Source organism: Paraburkholderia sp., from assembly GCF_047605525.1.
Lineage (GTDB): Bacteria > Pseudomonadota > Gammaproteobacteria > Burkholderiales > Burkholderiaceae > Paraburkholderia.
Genome location: NZ_JASGFN010000017.1, coordinates 144,413 through 160,696, shown reverse-complemented (window position 1 = coordinate 160,696; position 16,284 = coordinate 144,413). Strand labels below are relative to the sequence as shown.

The window sequence follows — 16,284 nt, the reverse complement described above, 5'->3', positions numbered from 1 at the left end:
AAGCACGCGGGCTCAGCGGAATGGCGACACCTACGTGAGCAGCACCGTTGAGATCCGCTTTTCAGCTATCTCGATACAACCCAGCGCAACGGGCAAGACGGGATTCGCCGACGCATGGTTATAGAAGAGTTGCACCGTCTCCAGAAAACGTGTTCCTTCTAACGGAAGGATGGCGAGCTTTTCGCGATTCACGCCTCGCCGCGCGACTGCGAGCGGCATCAGCGCGAGAAACGGATACGACGCGATCATCGCTTCGTTCGCCTGCAAGGAGATGGATTGCACGCAGCCATCGGGAAACTCGAGTTCGCGTTCCTGCATCCAGGCTTGCAGCGCGAGAAACGTCGGTGCTTCGCGCGGCGGCAGTATCCACGGCAGGCCCGCGAGATCAGGAGCGCCGATCGTGCGGCGCGCTGCGAGCGGATGCTCGCGCCCGCAGACCACGACGATCGGATCATCCAGAACAGCATGCGAGGCAAATGCCGCCGCTTCGGCGCGCGGCGGCCCCGTGCGGCTGAGAACGAAATCGAGCGCGCCCGCGGCGAGCATCGGAAACAGGCGGTCGCTGGTGGCCTCGTAGAAACTCAGGTTCACATGCGGCGCGCGTTTTTTCAGTTCGACCACGAGTTCGGGCGCGAAGACGGGCATCACGGTCGCGACTGCGCCGACAGCAATCTTTCCCGAGATACCGCTCGTCAACGCGTCGACTTCGAAACGCGCCTGTTCAAGCTGATGAAACACCTCGCGGGCCCGCTTCATCAGCGTCTCGCCGACGGGCGTGAAGAACAGGCGGTTACCGACGCGCGTCAGCACGGGCACGCCGAGTCCCGCTTCCAGCTCCGCCAGCTGCTTCGACACGGCGGGCTGCGTGACATTGAGCTTCTCGGCGACGAGCCGGATTTGCCCGAGGCTGTCGAACATCGTGAGCAGGCGCAGATGACTGAGCTTCAGCCCAGCCTGAAAAAATCGCTCGATCGGATCCATAAGCGTGTCGAACTGGTGGATAGCGAATAACCAATCGTTATGCGCTTCTCAAAAAAAGTCAATTGTAAGTCATGCGCGCTTCCACCACTATGGTTCGCAGGAGACGCGGCAATCAGGCATGAGCCGCACAGACAACGCCGATGAAACCCACCAACGTCCTCTTCATCCTGTCCGACGAGCATCAGCACAACCTGATGGGCTGCGCCGGACACCCGATCATCAAGACTCCCGCGCTCGACACGCTCGCGCAACGCGGCACGCGCTTCAGCAACGCCTATACGCCATCGCCGATCTGCGTGCCGGCACGCGCGAGTCTCGCGACCGGCCGGTATGTCCACGACATCCGCTGCTGGGACAACGCGATCGCCTACGACGGCAGTTCTCCGGGCTGGGCGCAGCATCTGTCGGCGAGCGGCGTACTCACGGAATCGATCGGCAAGCTGCACTACAAGTCGGCAGCGTCGCCAGTCGGCTTTCGGCAGCAGCATCACGCGGTGCATATTCTCGACGGCATCGGCCAGGTGTGGGGCTCGGTGCGCAATCCGATGCCCGAAACGATGGGCCGCTCGCCGCTCTACGACAAGATCGGACCCGGCACGTCCGACTACAACCGCTTCGACATGCGCGTCGCCGATACGGCATGCGACTGGCTACGCGAGCACGCTGGCGACGTCGAGCCGTGGGTGCTGTTCGTCGGACTCGTCGCGCCTCATTTTCCGCTGGTCGTGCCGCGGGAATTTCTCGACCTCTATGACCCACGCGAGCTCGACCTGCCGATGCTGCATCCGTCGACCGGCTATGTACGGCACCCGTGGGTCGAGCGTCAGGCGCGGCATATGGATCACGACGCCGCGATCGGCAGCGATGAACGCCGGCGTCTTGCCGTTGCATGCTATTACGCGCTGGTGTCGTTCCTCGACGCCCAGGTGGGAAAGGTGCTCGCGGCACTGCGCGAGAGCGGACTCGACGACTCGACGACGGTCATCTACAGCAGCGACCACGGCGACAATCTCGGCAAGCGCGGCATGTGGAACAAGTGTTTGATGTACCGCGAATCGACGGGCGTGCCGATGCTCGTCTCCGGCCCCGGCATTCCGGCAGGCAAGGTGAGCGAAACGCCCGTGTCGCTGGTCGATATCCAGAACACGCTGCTCGAACGCACGGGTTGCGATGAATCGCTGATCGAAGGTCCGGGCGAGTCGCTGGCACGCCTTGCATGCGAAAACGATGCGCGTGAGCGGCTTGCATTCAGCGAATATCACGCGGTCGGTTCGGAGAGTGCCGCATATATGCTCGCGGATGGCCACTACAAGTATCACCATTACCTCGGCATGAAGCCGGAGCTGTTCGACGTGCGGAACGACCCCGAGGAATTGCACGATCTTGCGCCACTTGCCGACTACGCCGAGGTGCTGGCCGGGTTCGAAAAGCGTCTGCGCGCGCTGGTCGACCCCGAGGCCGCCGACGCCGCCGCCAAGGCCGATCAGGACAGACTGGTCGAATCATTCGGCGGCAGAGACGCGGCGCTGAGAACGGGCACCCCGGCCGCGACGCCGGTGCCCGTCGAATAGCGCGCGTTGCGTGGGACAGAAAGACAACAACGATCACGGAGACAATTCGATGGCCTCAGCAGACATTGCGGCAGTTCCTCGCCGCCCAGCCATCAGACAGAAGTGGAAGACGGTGATACTCGCGAGCCTCGGCGGCTCGCTGGAAATCTACGACTTCATCATCTACGGCGTGTTTGCGCGTGAAATCGCGCGGCAATTCTTCCCCGCCGCCGATCCGCTCGCGTCGCTGATCAGCACGTTCAGCGTGTTCGCAATCGGCTACGTGTCGCGGCCGTTGGGCGGCATCGTGCTGAGCAGTCTCGGCGACCGCTTCGGGCGACGCGTGATCTTTCTGGTGTCCGTGCTCGCGATGTCGGCGGCGACGATCGGCATCGGTCTGATTCCAGGCTACGCGTCGATTGGTGTGATGGCGCCTGTGCTGCTCGTTATGCTGCGTCTCGCGCAGGGTTTTTTCCTCGCGGGCGAATTACCGTGTTCAATTACTTACGTCGTTGAAGAGATTCCGGCGCGTGCGAGCCTCGTCAGCGGACTCGTGATCTTCTGCCTGAATTCCGGCGTGTTGACGGCGACATTGATCAGCCTCGCGCTGCACTCGCTGCTCAACGCCGCCGAGGTACTCACGTACGGCTGGCGTATTGCGTTCATCTTCGGCGGCGTGATCGGACTGGTCTCGTACTGGCTGCGCACGTCGCTTGAAGAATCGAACGAGTATCAGCGGCTCAAGAGTCACAAGGTCAAGCGCCCGTTCAGGAAGGTGCTGACCGATTACCCGAAGCAGGTCGCGATCGGGGTCGGCGTGGCGGGCATTGTGAATGCATCGAACAGCCTGCTTTTCGTGGTGCTGCCGTCGTACCTGACGACCGTCCTGCACTACGCTCCCACGGCAATCAGCGCCGGACAGAACCTCGGTATCGCGACGATGTCGGCTTCGCTGCTGCTCTTTGCATGGCTCGGCGATCGGATGCCTCCGCGGCATTGGCATCGCATCGGCTCGCTCGTCATGCTGTTCGGAAGCTATCCGTTCTATCGACTCGTCGCAGCGCATGGAATTGATCCGTTTGTCGCGTTCATGATGATCGGTTTTGTCGGCGGGTTCGTGAATGGCGCATACGCGTATCTGCTCGCCGATCTCTTTCCGACCAACGTCCGCTTCAGCGGCATTGCGCTGTCGCTCAATCTCGCGACGGTCGTTTTCACCGGCATTACGCCGCTGGTCGTCACGCAACTGCTGCATCACACCGGCTCGACGACAGCGCCTGGCATCTTCCTGACGGGCGTCGCGCTGATCGCGTTGATTGCGGGTCTCTTCGTCGGCCGCTTTGGCGGGCAGATCGAACGCGTGACGGAATGAACAGGGGACCGGAGACATGAATTCACAGGATACGGACGCGCTCCACCTCGCGCTCGTCGAAACACTGGGCGCGGATTGTGTGTCGCTCGACGCGTCCGTTGCCGATGCGCACGCTGGAGACTGGAGCGACGCACCGCGTATGCGGCCACGGATGACGTTGCTGCCGCGCACGCCGGAAGACGTTGCACGCGCGTTGCGCGTGCTGGGGAAGCATCGGCAGCCCGTCGTCGTGCAGGGCGGCCTGACGGGACTTGCGGGCGGGGCGACGCCGCAGGTGGGAGAAGTAGCGTTGTCGCTTGCGCGCGTCAATGCGATCGAATCGTTCGACCGGATCGGCGGAACACTGACCGTGCAGGCCGGTGTACCGCTCGAACAGTTGCAGACGTTCGTCGAAGCGGAAGGCTGGTTCTTTCCGCTCGATCTCGGCGCGCGCGGCACTTGCCAGATCGGCGGCAACGCGGCGACGAATGCCGGAGGCAATCGGGTGATCCGCTTCGGCACGATGCGCGAGCTGATCCTCGGACTCGAAGTCGCGCTGTCCGACGGCACGATGCTGTCGATGATGAACCGCGTCACGAAGAACACGACGGGCGTCGATCTCAAGCAGCTTTTTATCGGCTCCGAAGGCACGCTGGGCGTGATTACGCGCGTCGTGCTCAAGCTTGAACCGAAGCCGTCGGCGGTGAATACCGCCTTGTGCGCGGTTGCGACGTTCGACGACGCGACGCGCCTTCTGAAGTCCATGCGTGCCCGGCTTCCGGGTCTCTCTTCGTTCGAACTGATGTGGCGGGACTTCATGAACGCGGCCACGGACATTGCGCATCTGAAAGCGCCGTTCGGCGAGTCGTATCCGGTATATGTGCTGATCGAAACGCTGGGCGAATCCGATGAGGACGACCGGCGCGTGCTCGAGCAAGCGCTTGAACGTATGCTCGACGAGGGCATTGTTCAGGACGTAATCGTTGCGCAAACCATCGAGCACGCAAAGCAACTGTGGGCGTACCGCGAGACGGTCGGTGAATTGCTGTCGAAGCTCAAGCCTCACGCGGCGTTCGACATCGGCATATCGATGGACCGGATGGACGGCTTTGTAGAAGATGTGAGAACTGCCTTGAGCGAACGCTTCCCACATCAAACGCATTTGTTCTTCGGCCATCTCGGCGACGGAAATCTGCATCTGCTTTCCGGTCCCTACGCGGATGCGGCGGACCTGCATCGCGTCGAGGAACTCATTTACGCGGCCGTTGGCGATGCACGAGGATGCATTTCCGCGGAACATGGGATCGGCGTGATCAAGGAGCCGTTCCTGCATTACAGCCGCTCGGAGCCGGAAATCGAATTGATGAAGAAGCTCAAGACGCTGTTGGACCCGATCGGGATTCTTAACGTAGGGCGTGTGATGATGTGACGTGTCGGCGGCGGCACCGGATTTTCTCGCGCGCAATGGATCGGCGCGCGGCCACAGGGCGGGCTTGCCATGCATCACGACCCCGGTGACGGGTATGCGCGAAACCCGGTGATCCTTAGCAGAATTGCTTCGTTGTAAGCGTCGGCGCTCGAACCTACGATGGCGGATTAGGCCATTCATCGGATACGGATTCGACATGTTCTCTCGCACACGCCGCCAGTTGCTCATCCGCGCGGCGCTAGTCGGCGTCGCGGCAACGGCGCCACGGTTCGCTCCCGCCGCGGCCACCGGGACAAATCTGCGTATCGGCTACCAGAAGTCATCGACGCTGATCACGGTCCTGAAAATACGGGGGACGCTCGAATCCGCGCTTGCGCCCTTGGGCGTCCGCATCAGTTGGAGCGAATTCGCCAGCGGACTGCCGTTGACCGAGGCGCTCAACGCCGAAGCCGTCGACTTCAGTGCCGACGTCGCCGACACCGTGCCCATTTTTGCGCAGGCAGCCAACGCCAGCTTCGTCTACGTTGCGCAGGAGGCGCCCTCCCCTGGCGCGCAGGCCATCCTCGTGAAGCGCGACGGTCCACTGCACACGCTTCGCGATCTGCGCGGCAAAAACATCGCGGTGACCAAGGCCGCGGGGAGCCACTATCTGCTGCTCGCAGCGCTCGCGCAGGCCGGGGTGCCGCCTGCCGATACACGCATTCACTACCTCGCGCCCGCCGACGGACGCGCGGCATTCGAGCGCGGCAGCGTAGACGCCTGGGTCACGTGGGATCCGTACGTCGCATCGGTCGACCAGGATCCGGATGTGAGAGTACTGGCAGATGGCAACGGTCTCGCTTCCTACCAGCGCTATTACCTGGCCTCGCGCCGCTTCGCCGCCGAACGTCCGGATGTGCTGGCGGTGCTGTTCGAGCAGTTGCGCGGCGCTGGTGCCTGGGTGCGGTCGTCTCCACGGGATGCCGCGCATCTGCTTGCACCGGTGTGGGGGCTCGACGCCCCGACGATCGAACGCGCCAACGCGCGCCGCAGCTACGAGGTTCGCGCTGTCGACGCGGCGAACTTTGGCGAACAGCAAAAGATTGCCGACATCTTCCTGCGTGCGGGTCTTTTGCCGGCGCCCGTCGATACGGCGCTGGCGCAACGCTGGGATTTCGGGAAAAAGCAGGCCGTCGCGATCGGCGTATAACCTGCGGACGGATGCACGGAACAAGTCGAGGCCCCTGCCGCATCGGCTGCGCGGTACGGCGGCCAGCGAATGGATATGACAATCGCTTCGTTGCCGCACGCGCGGCACCCGGGGTGCCGCGCGTCGTGCCACGTCCCAGGGCCTGCTCAGACCCGGCGCGCGGAAAGATGCCGGATCACCAACACCATCGCGTCGACTTCATCGCACGTGTTGTAGAACGCGAGCGATGGCCGCACCGTCGCTTCGAGCCCGAAGCGGCGCAGGATCGGTTGAGCGCAGTGATGCCCCGCGCGCACCGCGATGCCCTCTTCGCTGAGCGCACGTCCCACTTCTTCCGTCTGATAGCCCTTCAGCACGAAAGACAGCACGCTCGCCTTGTCACGCGCCGTGCCGATGAGCCGCACGCCGGGCACCGGCGCAAGCACGTTCGTCGCGTATTCGAGCAGGTCGTGTTCGTAGCGTGCGATGTTTTCGATGCCGATCCGGCCGACATAGTCGAGCGCGGCCGCGAGACCCACGGCATCCGCGATGTTGCCCGTGCCCGCCTCGAAACGGCTGGGCGGCGGCTGAAACACCGTACGCTCGAACGTCACGTCGGCGATCATGTTGCCGCCGCCTTGCCACGGCGGCATGTCTTCGAGCAGCACCTGCTTGCCGTAGACGACGCCGATTCCCGTAGGTCCGAAAATCTTGTGGCCGGAGAACACGAAGAAATCGGCATCCATCGCCTGCACGTCGACCCGCATGTGCGATACCGACTGCGCGCCGTCGATCAGTGCCTTCGCGCCCGCGCGATGCGCGAGCTCGACGATCTCATGAACCGGCACCACCGTGCCGAGCGCGTTCGACACCTGGGTGACGGACACGATCTTCGTGCGGTCGGAGAGCAGCTTGCGATATTCGTCGAGCAGAACCTGGCCTGAATCGTCGACCGGAATCACGCGCAGCTTCGCGCCCGTCTGCGCAGCGAGCTGTTGCCACGGCACGATGTTGGCGTGGTGCTCGAGATGCGACACGATGATCTCGTCGCCTTCGCCGACATTGCGCGCGCCCCACGTCTTCGCAATCAGGTTGATGGCTTCCGTCGTGCCTCGCACGAAGATGATTTCATCGGGCGAAGCTGCGCCGATAAAACGCTGCGCCTTGCTGCGCGCATCTTCGTAAGCATCGGTGGCGCGGCCCGCCAGGGTATGCGCGGCGCGATGGATGTTCGAATTCTCGTGCTGGTAGAAATACGCGAGACGGTCGATGACCGACTGCGGTTTCTGTGTCGTCGCCGCGTTGTCGAACCAGATCAGTTGCCTGCCGTTGACGCGCTCCTGGAGAATCGGAAAATCGCGGCGAATCGCGTTGACATCGAAGGGTGGGTGGCCCGCCGGCACCGCTGCGCCGATTGCGCGCGGATCGGTTCCCGCGTGCGCGCCGTCGACGAAATACGGCGCGCCGCCGCGCGGCAGGCCATAAGGATCGACAACAGGCGCGAAGCGATGGATCGTCAGCAGTTCACGCAAGTCGTCTTCGCCCGGCAGTCCAAACGACGCCGGCGCGGCGGCGCCCTGCCCGGGTATCGCGACCTGCTCGACCGGACGCGACCAGCCGAGTCCGGGTATGTCCATGAAATAGTAAGGCGAACCGGCGGTTGCCGTATCCGCCGGCGCAGACACCTTGCGATCGGGTTGCGTCCCCGTAGCAGACGCACGCGCCGCGTTTGCAGCCGATGCGCGCTCGACGCCCTGCATAGGCGGCACACCCAGCGCCGCACTGCCTCCGCGGGGTTCCAGCGCCGGCGCGATCATCACCGCGTTATCGGGCAGGCCGTTCTGCGCGGCGGCGTGCGGCGCGAGCGCCGGCGCGCGATTGCCGGGCGACAGGATATGAGTCGGCGCGGACGGCAACAGGTTCGCACCCGGCATCTTGCCTTGCGGTACGGTAAGACCCGGCACGCCGGTGCCCGTGCCACCAGGCCCGGCGAGAGGCGAGCCTGCCGGCGCGGGATTGCTGACCGACGACAGGATCGGCGCGGCAGCCGGCAGCGCCGACGCGACTCCACCGACCGCGCCGCTGCCCGCCGATACATCCGGTGCGGGCGCGCCGCCCGGCAACGCGCTGAAGAACTCTGTCGCGAGCCGTGCAAGCTGCGCCGGATCGGGCAGCCCGGCGGGCAGCACGGGCGCCTGAACGTCGGGCAGCGGGCTCGCGCCAGGCGGACTACCGATAGGTGTCTGCATAGTCATGGTATTTGCCGATTTCCACGTCATCGAGCACCGCGAGCGCGTCGGGCGAATGAACCGCGAGCGAGCAATACAGCGAGACCAGGTACGAGGCGATCGCCTGGTTGTTGATGCCCATGAAGCGCACCGACAACCCAGGACCCTGCTCGCCGGCGACGCCCGGCTGATAGAGGCCGACCACACCCTGACGCTTGTCGCCGACGCGCAGAAGCAGGATCTTCGTCTTGCCGTCTGCGACCGGCACCTTGTCCGACGGAATCAGCGGAATGCCGCGCCACGTGATGAATTGCGAGCCGAACAGGCTGACCGTCGGCGGCGGCACGCCGCGACGCGTGCATTCGCGGCCGAACGCCGCGATCGCGAGCGGATGCGTGAGGAAAAACGCGGGCTCCTTCCAGACTTTCGTCAGCAGTTCGTCGAGATCGTCGGGCGTCGGCGCGCCCGTCAACGGAAACAGAACCTGATCTTCGTCGACATTCGCCAGCAGGCCATAGTCCGGGTTGTTGATGAGCTGGCTCTCCTGCACTTCCTTGATCGTCTCGATCGTCAGGCGAAGCTGTTCCTTGATCTGGTCGTGCGGGCTGCTGTAGAGATCGGAGATGCGCGTGTGCACGTCGAGCACCGTACTGACCGCGTTGAGGAAATACTCGCGCGGATTTTCTTCGTACGGAACGTACGTGGTGGGCAGCGTGCTTTCGTCTTCGCGCGCGGTGCAGGCGGCCTGAACGGCCTCCGGATCCTTCACCCGGTTGAGCCGGTAAATGCCCGCCTCGACGGGCACCCATTGAAGCAGATGGGTCAGCCAGCGCGGCGTGATGGTCGAAAGTTGCGGGACGGTCTTGGTGGCATTGGCTAGTTGCCGTGCTGCATTATCGCCGAGCGCGGTCTGGCCGCTCGCTGACGTCGACATACGAAGGCTCCAGGTCGATAGAAGAAAAGCGGAAATGCTTATTACGGCTCGGAATTATGAGAAACGGAAAAAAAGCGCTCAACATGCTATAGCCACCATCCCGAAATTACCGGCACGGCGGCGTACGTCACAACTGGAATGTTCAGACGGGATGTTGCGGCGGCGCGGGATCGCGGTCCTGCGGTGGGACAGCGGCTCGCGATGACGGACACAGCAAGGTCGAGATCGGCACGTCGAGGGCTCGCGCGAGTTTTTCCGCGGTGACGATCGATGCGATCACGCTGCCCCGCTCGATCTCCCCGACATACGAACGGTTCAGTCCCGCGTGCTCGGCGAGCTGTTCCTGCGACCATCCATGCGCTTCGCGCAGCGCGCGCACCGCCGCCCCGAAGTGATGGACGAGTCCCGTCGTCATAGCGCACCCGCCGATACTTCCACCGATACTGCGCCGGCGACCGGTCCCGATCGTCCTGCCTCGCTGCGCAGCATCGCCTGCGTCACATTCGAGCCGGCGGCGACATCATGCGTGATCCACACGTTTCCGCCGATGGTCGCGCCGCGCCCGATCGTCACCCTGCCGAGAATCGTCGCGCCCGCATAGATAACGACGTCGTCTTCGACGATGGGGTGGCGCGCCAATCCCTTTTCCGGATGGCCGTGCTCGTTGAGTGGAAAGCGCTTTGCGCCGAGTGTCACGGCCTGATAAACGCGCACGCGCTCACCGATGATGGACGTCTCGCCGATCACGACGCCTGTGCCGTGGTCGATGAAGAAGCCCGAGCCGATCCGCGCGCCCGGATGGATGTCGATGCCCGTTTGCGCATGCGCGAGTTCGGCAACGATCCGCGCGAGCAATGGCAGACCGAGGCCATACAGTTCGTGCGCGAGCCGATGGTGAATCATCGCGAGCACGCCGGGGTAACACAGCAACACTTCATCCACGCTGCCCGCGGCGGGATCGCCGTGATAAGCCGCGATCACGTCGCTGTCGAGCAACGAGCGGATCGCGGGCAAGCGCTCCGAGAATGCGCGTACAGCCGTCAGTGCACGGCTTTCGATCGCCTCGCTTTCCGTCTGTTCGCGTCGCGCCGCATACTGGAGCTCGAGCCGCGCCTGGAGAAGGAGTCCATGCAGCGCGGCGTCGAGCGCGTGAGCGACGTAGAAGTTTTCGCTTTCCTGACGCAGATCAGGCGGCCCGAGCCGCATGGGAAACAATGCGCCTTTCAGCGCATCGATCACCAGGGCCAGCGCGTCGCGCGATGGCAGATCCCGTCCGCCGGGCTCCAGCGCGCGACGCTGCGCATCGCGCCACTGCTGCCGAACCGTCTGAAGCGATCCGGCGATACCGTCGATATCGAATGCCGCCATGGCCCCTGCTCCCTTTATTTCGTACCGGCAAAAGCGGCCCGCTACGCTTGCCTGCTAGTCCTGTACCCACGGCAAGTCATGAAAGCGCCAGCCATTCAACGTGCCACGATGCCGGCCTGAGTTCAGATCTCCTTCGAAACCTTCGAGAACGTTGAACACCTGCGTAAAACCCGCCTTCGTGGCCGCCTCGGCGGCAAGCGCCGACCGATTGCCGCTGCGGCACAGCAGCAGGACCACCGCATCCTTGCCGGTCTTCGCTTCGAGTTCACGCACGAAGCGTGGATTGCGCGTCAGGCTCGTGCCCGTCGCCCAGGGCACATGCACCGAGTCCGGTACATAGCCGACGAACTTGCGCTCTTCAGACGTGCGCACGTCGACCAGCACCGCTTCGCCGCTGGAACAGAGCGCCCATGCATCCTGCGGCGTCACACCGCCGGGATAGGTCAGACCAGCCGTCGCCGCCTTATCGCGTGCCGTCCCGAGCACTGCGTGGATCGGTCGTTCTTCGAGTACTGCGGTCATTTCGCCTCCTTGCTGATGGAATGTGCCGCGGCAGCGCGGCGAACCGTCTATAGCCATCAAGGAAGATGATCTTTCAGCTCGACCCGAAAACAGAACCAATCAAATTTCATTTCCTAAGAAGGGCAAGTGGAATGTCGCTGATGCAGCCGATCTGCTTTCGAATCATCGCGCACCCTCACCCGCAACCATTTGAATAAAGATAGCGCTCGATGTTATTTGCGTTGCCACAGGCAACTCTCTACGATCCCACGATCTTTACTTCGATCAATTCAAAAACATGAAAGCTGCAAAGACGCTCAAGGCCGCATTGTTCTCCGTTCTTCTGACCTGCGGCATCGTGAGCGTGCAACCCGCGCTAGCGGCCGGTCAAACCGTGCGCGTGGGCATCATGTCCGGCGAGGATGAAGACGTGTGGCGAGCGGTCGCGGCCAATGCGGCTAAACACGGCATCACCGTCAAGGTCACAACCTTCTCCGACTACACGCAGCCGAACGAAGCGCTCGCGCAGCACGACCTCGACGCGAATTCATTCCAGCACAAGCCTTATCTCGACGCGCAGATCGCCGCGCGCCACTATGACATCGTGCCTGTGGGCTTTACCTACGTGCAGCCGATCGGCCTTTATTCACGCAAGGTGAAGTCGGTCGCGGCGCTGCCACAGAACGCGACGATCGGCGTGCCGAACGATCCGAGCAACGAGGGACGCGCGCTTCTGTTATTGCAAGCCAACGGCCTGATCAGGCTACGCCCGGGCGTGGGGCTGCTGCCGACCGCGCGCGACATCGCCGATAATCCGAAGCATGTCCAGATCAAGGAACTCGACGCGGGTATCGTCGGCCGTGCGATCGGCGATCTCGATGCGGCCGTGGTCAATACCGACTGGGCAATCAAGGCCGGCATCCAGATTCCGCAGGAACGCATCGCGCAGGAGACCGTGCCGGGTAATCCTTATCGCAACTTCATCGCGGTCAATGCGAAAGATGAGAACGCGCCATGGGTGAAGACGCTGGTGGACAGCTATCAGCAGGCCAATGTGGCTTCGGTGATCCTGAAGGTCTATCACGGCGCAACGTTGCCGGCATGGGACGGCGCCCCGCAGCATTGACCCCGATTCGATTCGGGATCGCCAGCCACACTCAAGACCCCGTTACACGGATAGCGCCGCCACCTGATGCGCAACGAGCCGGGCGTATGCGCCCTGCCGTGCCAATAGTTCCGTGTGGCGTCCCGCCTCGACAATCCTCCCATGTTCGACGACGAGAATCGTATCGGCGTTGCGAATGGTCGAGAGCCGGTGCGCGATGACGATCGACGTGCGTCGCACCATCAGATCCTCCAGCGCATCGCGGATCTGCTGCTCGCTGATCGTGTCGAGATGGGAAGTGGCCTCGTCGAGAATCAGGATGGGCGCGTCCTTCAGGAACGCGCGCGCGATCGCCACCCGCTGACGCTGGCCGCCCGATAGCTGCACGCCCCGCTCGCCGACGCGCGTCGCGAGCCCTTCCGGTAGCCGCGCGACGAACTCGCCGAGCGCCGCGCGTTCCAGCGCGCGCCGCACGTCCGCCTCGGATGCATCGCCCGCGGCGAGCCGGATGTTGGCTTCGAGCGTGTCGTTGAACAGATAGGTATCTTGCGCAACCAGCGCGATATGCCGGCGCAGATCGTCGAGCCGCAGACGGCGCAGATCCACGCCGCCGAGCGTGATACGGCCTTGCTGCGGATCCCAGAAGCGCAGCAGCAGGCTCGCCACCGTCGACTTGCCCGCGCCCGACGCGCCGACCAGCGCGATCGTGCTGCCAGGCGGCACGTCGAAGCTCACGCGGTCGATCGCGGGCACGCTGCGGCCCGGATAGGTGAAGCTCGCTTCCTCGAAGCGCACCGCCGGAATCGCGGGCACCGCGAGTTCGCCGTCGACGGCCGGCACCGGCTCCTTCTCGATCGCCCGCAAGCGCCGGGTCGAAGCAATCGTGTCCGCGAGCTGGCGCGCCACCTGGGCAATCTCGCCCACCGGCATGAACGCGGCCACCGCGACCAGCACCAGCAGCGGCAACGACTCGTGCGCGAACCAGCCGCGCGCGCACAGCAGCGCGCCGAGCGCCGCGACCGCGAGGCCGCCCAGCCCGCTTGCCGCTTCGAGCCCGGCGCTCTGCCCCGCCAGGTCATCGAGCAGCAACGCGCGGCGACGCCGGTACGCATCGACGTCGGCGACGAACGCCGCGCGGCGGCGCGTGATCGCCTGGAACGCGGTCAGCTCCGCGAGCCCCTGGATGGTCTCCGTCAGATGCGCGCCGAGCTGGCCGAGCGCTTCGCGCGCCTCGCTGCCGAGCCGGTCGATGCCGCGGCGCGCGAGCACCGGCGCGAGCCCCGCCCACAGCAGGAACGGCAGCAGCACCAGCGCGAGCGGCCACGCCACCGTGGCGAGCAGCACCAGCACGCCGGCCGGCACGAGCACCGCGACGAAAGCCGGCGCCAGGGTGTGCGCGTAGAAATATTCGACGGTCTCGACGTCCTGCGTCGCGAGCGCCACCAGATCGCCGGAACGCCTGCGCAACAGGCCCGCCGGCGCGAGACGTTCGAGCGTCGCATAGAGCGCAATGCGCATCTCCGCAAGCAGCCGGTACGCCATGTCGTGCGCGAGCCACGATTCGAGCCAGTGCAGCACCGCGGCGAGCGGCGCGAGGCCGAGCAGCGCCACCAGCAGCGCGGCGAACCCATGCCCGCGCGACACCGCCCCCACCACCAGCGCCCCGACCACGCCGACGCCGATAAAGCCGAGCACGCGGCCGATCCCGCACAGCACCGTCAGCACCACCTTGCCCCGCCACGGACGCACGAAGCGCAGCAGCGTTTGCAGCGTCTCGCCCCAGCCGATCGCCGCGGCATCGTCGTTCAGCGGCTTCACGGGCGGCCCCGACGACGCGCGCGCGGGCGCGCCGGTCGCGGCCGACGCCCCCACGGATTCCGACGCGCTCTCGATCTGCGGCGCCATCAGCCGCCGATACGGGCCGTCGCGCGCGATCAGTCCGGCGTGCGTGCCCTCGTCGACGAGCCGCCCCTGATCCAGCACGAGGATGCGGTCGGCGCCGATCACGCTGGAGAGCCGGTGCGCGAGAATCAACGTCGTGCGCCCGCGCGTCAGGCGGTCGAGCGCCTGCTGGATCAGCGCTTCGTTCTCCGCGTCGACCGACGACAGCGCTTCGTCGAGCAGCAGGATCGGCGCATCGCGCAGCAGCGCGCGGGCAATCGCGATGCGCTGGCGCTGGCCGCCCGACAGCATGACCCCGCGCTCGCCGATGCGCGTCGCGTACCCGTCGGGCAGCGCCGCGATGAAATCGTGCGCATTGGCGGCGCGCGCGGCCTCGATCATCTCCGTGTCGCTGGCGTCGGGCCGGCCGAGCCGCAGGTTGTCGGCCACGCTGCCGTCGAACAGCGTCGCATCCTGCGAGACCACCGCGATCATCTCGCGCACCTGATCCGGGTCCAGCCCGCGAACGTCATGCCCGCCGATGCGGATCGCGCCCGCCTCCACGTCGTGCTGGCGCAGCAGCAGGCGTACGATCGTCGACTTCCCCGCGCCGCTCGGGCCGACCACCGCCACCGTCTCGCCCTCGCGGATCGTGAAGCTCAAGCCCGTGTGCGCATCGGCGCGCCGCCCCGGATACGCGAAGCTGACGGCGTCGAACGCGACCTCCGGCCGCAGCGCCGCCACCCGCGGCGCTGCGCCGCCGGGCGTATCGCTGCGCGCCTCGAGCAGCGCGTGGACCGCGGCCGCCGCGGACTGCCCGATCATCCCCTGATGCAGCACCGCGCGCAGATCGCGCAGCGGCCGGAAGATCTCGCTGCCCGCCATCAGCACGATCAACAGCGCCTCGAGGCTCATCTCGCCATGCCGCACCCGCCACGCGCCGACCGCGATTGCGGCGGCCGCGCCGAGCCCGCTGCCGAGATCGGTGAAGAGGCGCGTCAGCAAGCCGAGCGCGAGCACCCAGAAGGTGCTGCCGGACAGCGCGCGCGCCTTGCCGGCCAGCTTCTCGCCGAACGCGCGGCTCTGCCCGAACGCCTTCAGCGTGGGCAGGCCCTGCACCGCATCGAGAAACTCCTCGCCGAACGCCTTGAACGCCGCGGAGCGCGCCAGCGCCGCGCGCCGGTCCGCGCGATGGATCAACTGCGGCAGCGCGAGCGTGACAAGCGCCGCGGCGAGCAGCACGGCGGCGGTCGGCACGTCCCACCAGGCGAGCACCGCGAAGATCATCACCGGCGCGCAGGCGGCGATCGCGACCTGCGGCAGATAGGCGCCGAAGAAAGTCTGCAGATGCTCGACGCCGTCGATGACCGCCAGCATCACGCCGCCGGTGCGCTCGCCGCTGAACCACGCGGGGCCGAGCGCGGCGATCCGGTCGAACAGGCGCGCGCGAAGCTCCGCCTGCACCTGGCCCGCCGTGCGCTGCGCGAGCACCGTGCGGCGATGCTCGAGCCACGCGCGCAGCACCACGCACACGGCGGTCGCCGCGACGGCCGCCGCGATGCTGCGTGCCGGCGCGCCCCGGAATACCAGCGCCAGCACGCGGCCGAGAAATACGAACCGCAGGATGCCGACACCCATCGCCACGAGTCCGAGCGCGACGGCCGCGCCGACCCGCCAGCGCAATCCCGCCATCATCGCCCACAACCGTCGGTCGAAATACATGCCTGCCCTCCGCTTCGTTCGTCGCGCGCGTGTCGTCTTCGTTTGCGCAGTAGAGGCTACCTGCTC

12 protein-coding genes are annotated in these 16,284 nt (G+C 65.3%); 5 read left to right on the top strand and 7 right to left on the bottom strand.

Going from position 1 to position 16,284, the window contains the following annotated elements:
• Window positions 1–30: 30 nt before the first annotated feature.
• The gene (locus QM685_RS24015) at window positions 31–981 is read right to left on the bottom strand and encodes a LysR family transcriptional regulator (RefSeq protein WP_415120043.1); all 951 of its coding nucleotides are present in this window, start codon (window positions 979–981) and stop codon (window positions 31–33) included.
• A 140-nt stretch (window positions 982–1,121) separates the two neighbouring features.
• Here QM685_RS24015 and QM685_RS24010 point away from each other — a divergent pair, with 140 nt between their 5' ends.
• The 4 genes from QM685_RS24010 to QM685_RS23995 all read left to right on the top strand — a co-directional run bounded on the left by QM685_RS24010 (window position 1,122) and on the right by QM685_RS23995 (window position 6,500).
• Window positions 1,122–2,552 carry a sulfatase-like hydrolase/transferase gene (locus QM685_RS24010; protein WP_415120041.1) on the top strand — a complete coding sequence of 477 codons (1,431 nt, stop codon included), beginning with the start codon at window positions 1,122–1,124 and terminating at the stop codon, window positions 2,550–2,552.
• Window positions 2,553–2,601: 49 nt separating this feature from the next.
• Entirely contained in the window at window positions 2,602–3,903 is a 1,302-nt protein-coding gene (locus tag QM685_RS24005; RefSeq protein ID WP_415120039.1) for an MFS transporter, read from the top strand.
• A 16-nt stretch (window positions 3,904–3,919) separates the two neighbouring features.
• A complete protein-coding gene (locus QM685_RS24000; RefSeq protein WP_415120037.1) occupies window positions 3,920–5,311 on the top strand; it encodes an FAD-binding oxidoreductase in 1,392 nt (463 codons plus the stop codon).
• Window positions 5,312–5,507: 196 nt separating this feature from the next.
• Window positions 5,508–6,500 carry an aliphatic sulfonate ABC transporter substrate-binding protein gene (locus QM685_RS23995; RefSeq protein WP_415120113.1) on the top strand — a complete coding sequence of 331 codons (993 nt, stop codon included), beginning with the start codon at window positions 5,508–5,510 and terminating at the stop codon, window positions 6,498–6,500.
• Window positions 6,501–6,646: 146 nt separating this feature from the next.
• Here QM685_RS23995 and QM685_RS23990 read toward each other — a convergent pair whose 3' ends face one another.
• The 5 genes from QM685_RS23990 to QM685_RS23970 all read right to left on the bottom strand — a co-directional run bounded on the left by QM685_RS23990 (window position 6,647) and on the right by QM685_RS23970 (window position 11,531).
• Window positions 6,647–8,734 (bottom strand): family 2A encapsulin nanocompartment cargo protein cysteine desulfurase, encoded by a 2,088-nt coding sequence (locus tag QM685_RS23990; RefSeq protein ID WP_415120035.1) that lies wholly within the window; start codon window positions 8,732–8,734, stop codon window positions 6,647–6,649.
• Window positions 8,709–9,641 (bottom strand): family 2A encapsulin nanocompartment shell protein, encoded by a 933-nt coding sequence (locus QM685_RS23985; protein WP_415120033.1) that lies wholly within the window; start codon window positions 9,639–9,641, stop codon window positions 8,709–8,711. The genes QM685_RS23990 and QM685_RS23985 overlap by 26 nt, the downstream gene beginning before the upstream one ends.
• Window positions 9,642–9,783: 142 nt before the next feature.
• Window positions 9,784–10,056 (bottom strand): helix-turn-helix domain-containing protein, encoded by a 273-nt coding sequence (locus QM685_RS23980; protein ID WP_415120031.1) that lies wholly within the window; start codon window positions 10,054–10,056, stop codon window positions 9,784–9,786.
• Complete coding sequence (epsC, locus tag QM685_RS23975; RefSeq protein WP_415120029.1) at window positions 10,053–11,009, bottom strand: serine O-acetyltransferase EpsC; 957 nt, start codon at window positions 11,007–11,009, stop codon at window positions 10,053–10,055. Before epsC ends, QM685_RS23980 begins: the two co-directional genes overlap by 4 nt.
• A gap of 54 nt (window positions 11,010–11,063) precedes the next feature.
• On the bottom strand, window positions 11,064–11,531 hold the full coding sequence (locus tag QM685_RS23970; protein ID WP_415120027.1) for a rhodanese-like domain-containing protein: 468 nt from the start codon (window positions 11,529–11,531) through the stop codon (window positions 11,064–11,066).
• A 277-nt stretch (window positions 11,532–11,808) separates the two neighbouring features.
• On the opposite strand from QM685_RS23970, the gene QM685_RS23965 reads away from it, so the two are divergent.
• On the top strand, window positions 11,809–12,636 hold the full coding sequence (locus QM685_RS23965) for a MetQ/NlpA family lipoprotein (RefSeq protein ID WP_415120025.1): 828 nt from the start codon (window positions 11,809–11,811) through the stop codon (window positions 12,634–12,636).
• A 42-nt stretch (window positions 12,637–12,678) separates the two neighbouring features.
• Here the strand turns inward: QM685_RS23965 and QM685_RS23960 are convergent, their stop codons facing one another.
• Entirely contained in the window at window positions 12,679–16,218 is a 3,540-nt protein-coding gene (locus tag QM685_RS23960; protein WP_415120023.1) for an ABC transporter ATP-binding protein, read from the bottom strand.
• Window positions 16,219–16,284 lie beyond the last annotated feature (66 nt).

Coding starts and splice junctions, on each gene's coding strand:
- QM685_RS23985 (WP_415120033.1), bottom strand. CDS start 9,641: ATGTCGACGTCAGCGAGCGGCCAGACCGCGCTCGGCGATAATGCAGCA.
- QM685_RS23980 (WP_415120031.1), bottom strand. CDS start 10,056: ATGACGACGGGACTCGTCCATCACTTCGGGGCGGCGGTGCGCGCGCTG.
- QM685_RS23990 (WP_415120035.1), bottom strand. CDS start 8,734: ATGACTATGCAGACACCTATCGGTAGTCCGCCTGGCGCGAGCCCGCTG.
- QM685_RS23965 (WP_415120025.1), top strand. CDS start 11,809: ATGAAAGCTGCAAAGACGCTCAAGGCCGCATTGTTCTCCGTTCTTCTG.
- QM685_RS23995 (WP_415120113.1), top strand. CDS start 5,508: ATGTTCTCTCGCACACGCCGCCAGTTGCTCATCCGCGCGGCGCTAGTC.
- epsC (WP_415120029.1), bottom strand. CDS start 11,009: ATGGCGGCATTCGATATCGACGGTATCGCCGGATCGCTTCAGACGGTT.
- QM685_RS23960 (WP_415120023.1), bottom strand. CDS start 16,218: ATGTATTTCGACCGACGGTTGTGGGCGATGATGGCGGGATTGCGCTGG.
- QM685_RS24015 (WP_415120043.1), bottom strand. CDS start 981: ATGGATCCGATCGAGCGATTTTTTCAGGCTGGGCTGAAGCTCAGTCAT.
- QM685_RS24010 (WP_415120041.1), top strand. CDS start 1,122: ATGAAACCCACCAACGTCCTCTTCATCCTGTCCGACGAGCATCAGCAC.
- QM685_RS23970 (WP_415120027.1), bottom strand. CDS start 11,531: ATGACCGCAGTACTCGAAGAACGACCGATCCACGCAGTGCTCGGGACG.
- QM685_RS24005 (WP_415120039.1), top strand. CDS start 2,602: ATGGCCTCAGCAGACATTGCGGCAGTTCCTCGCCGCCCAGCCATCAGA.
- QM685_RS24000 (WP_415120037.1), top strand. CDS start 3,920: ATGAATTCACAGGATACGGACGCGCTCCACCTCGCGCTCGTCGAAACA.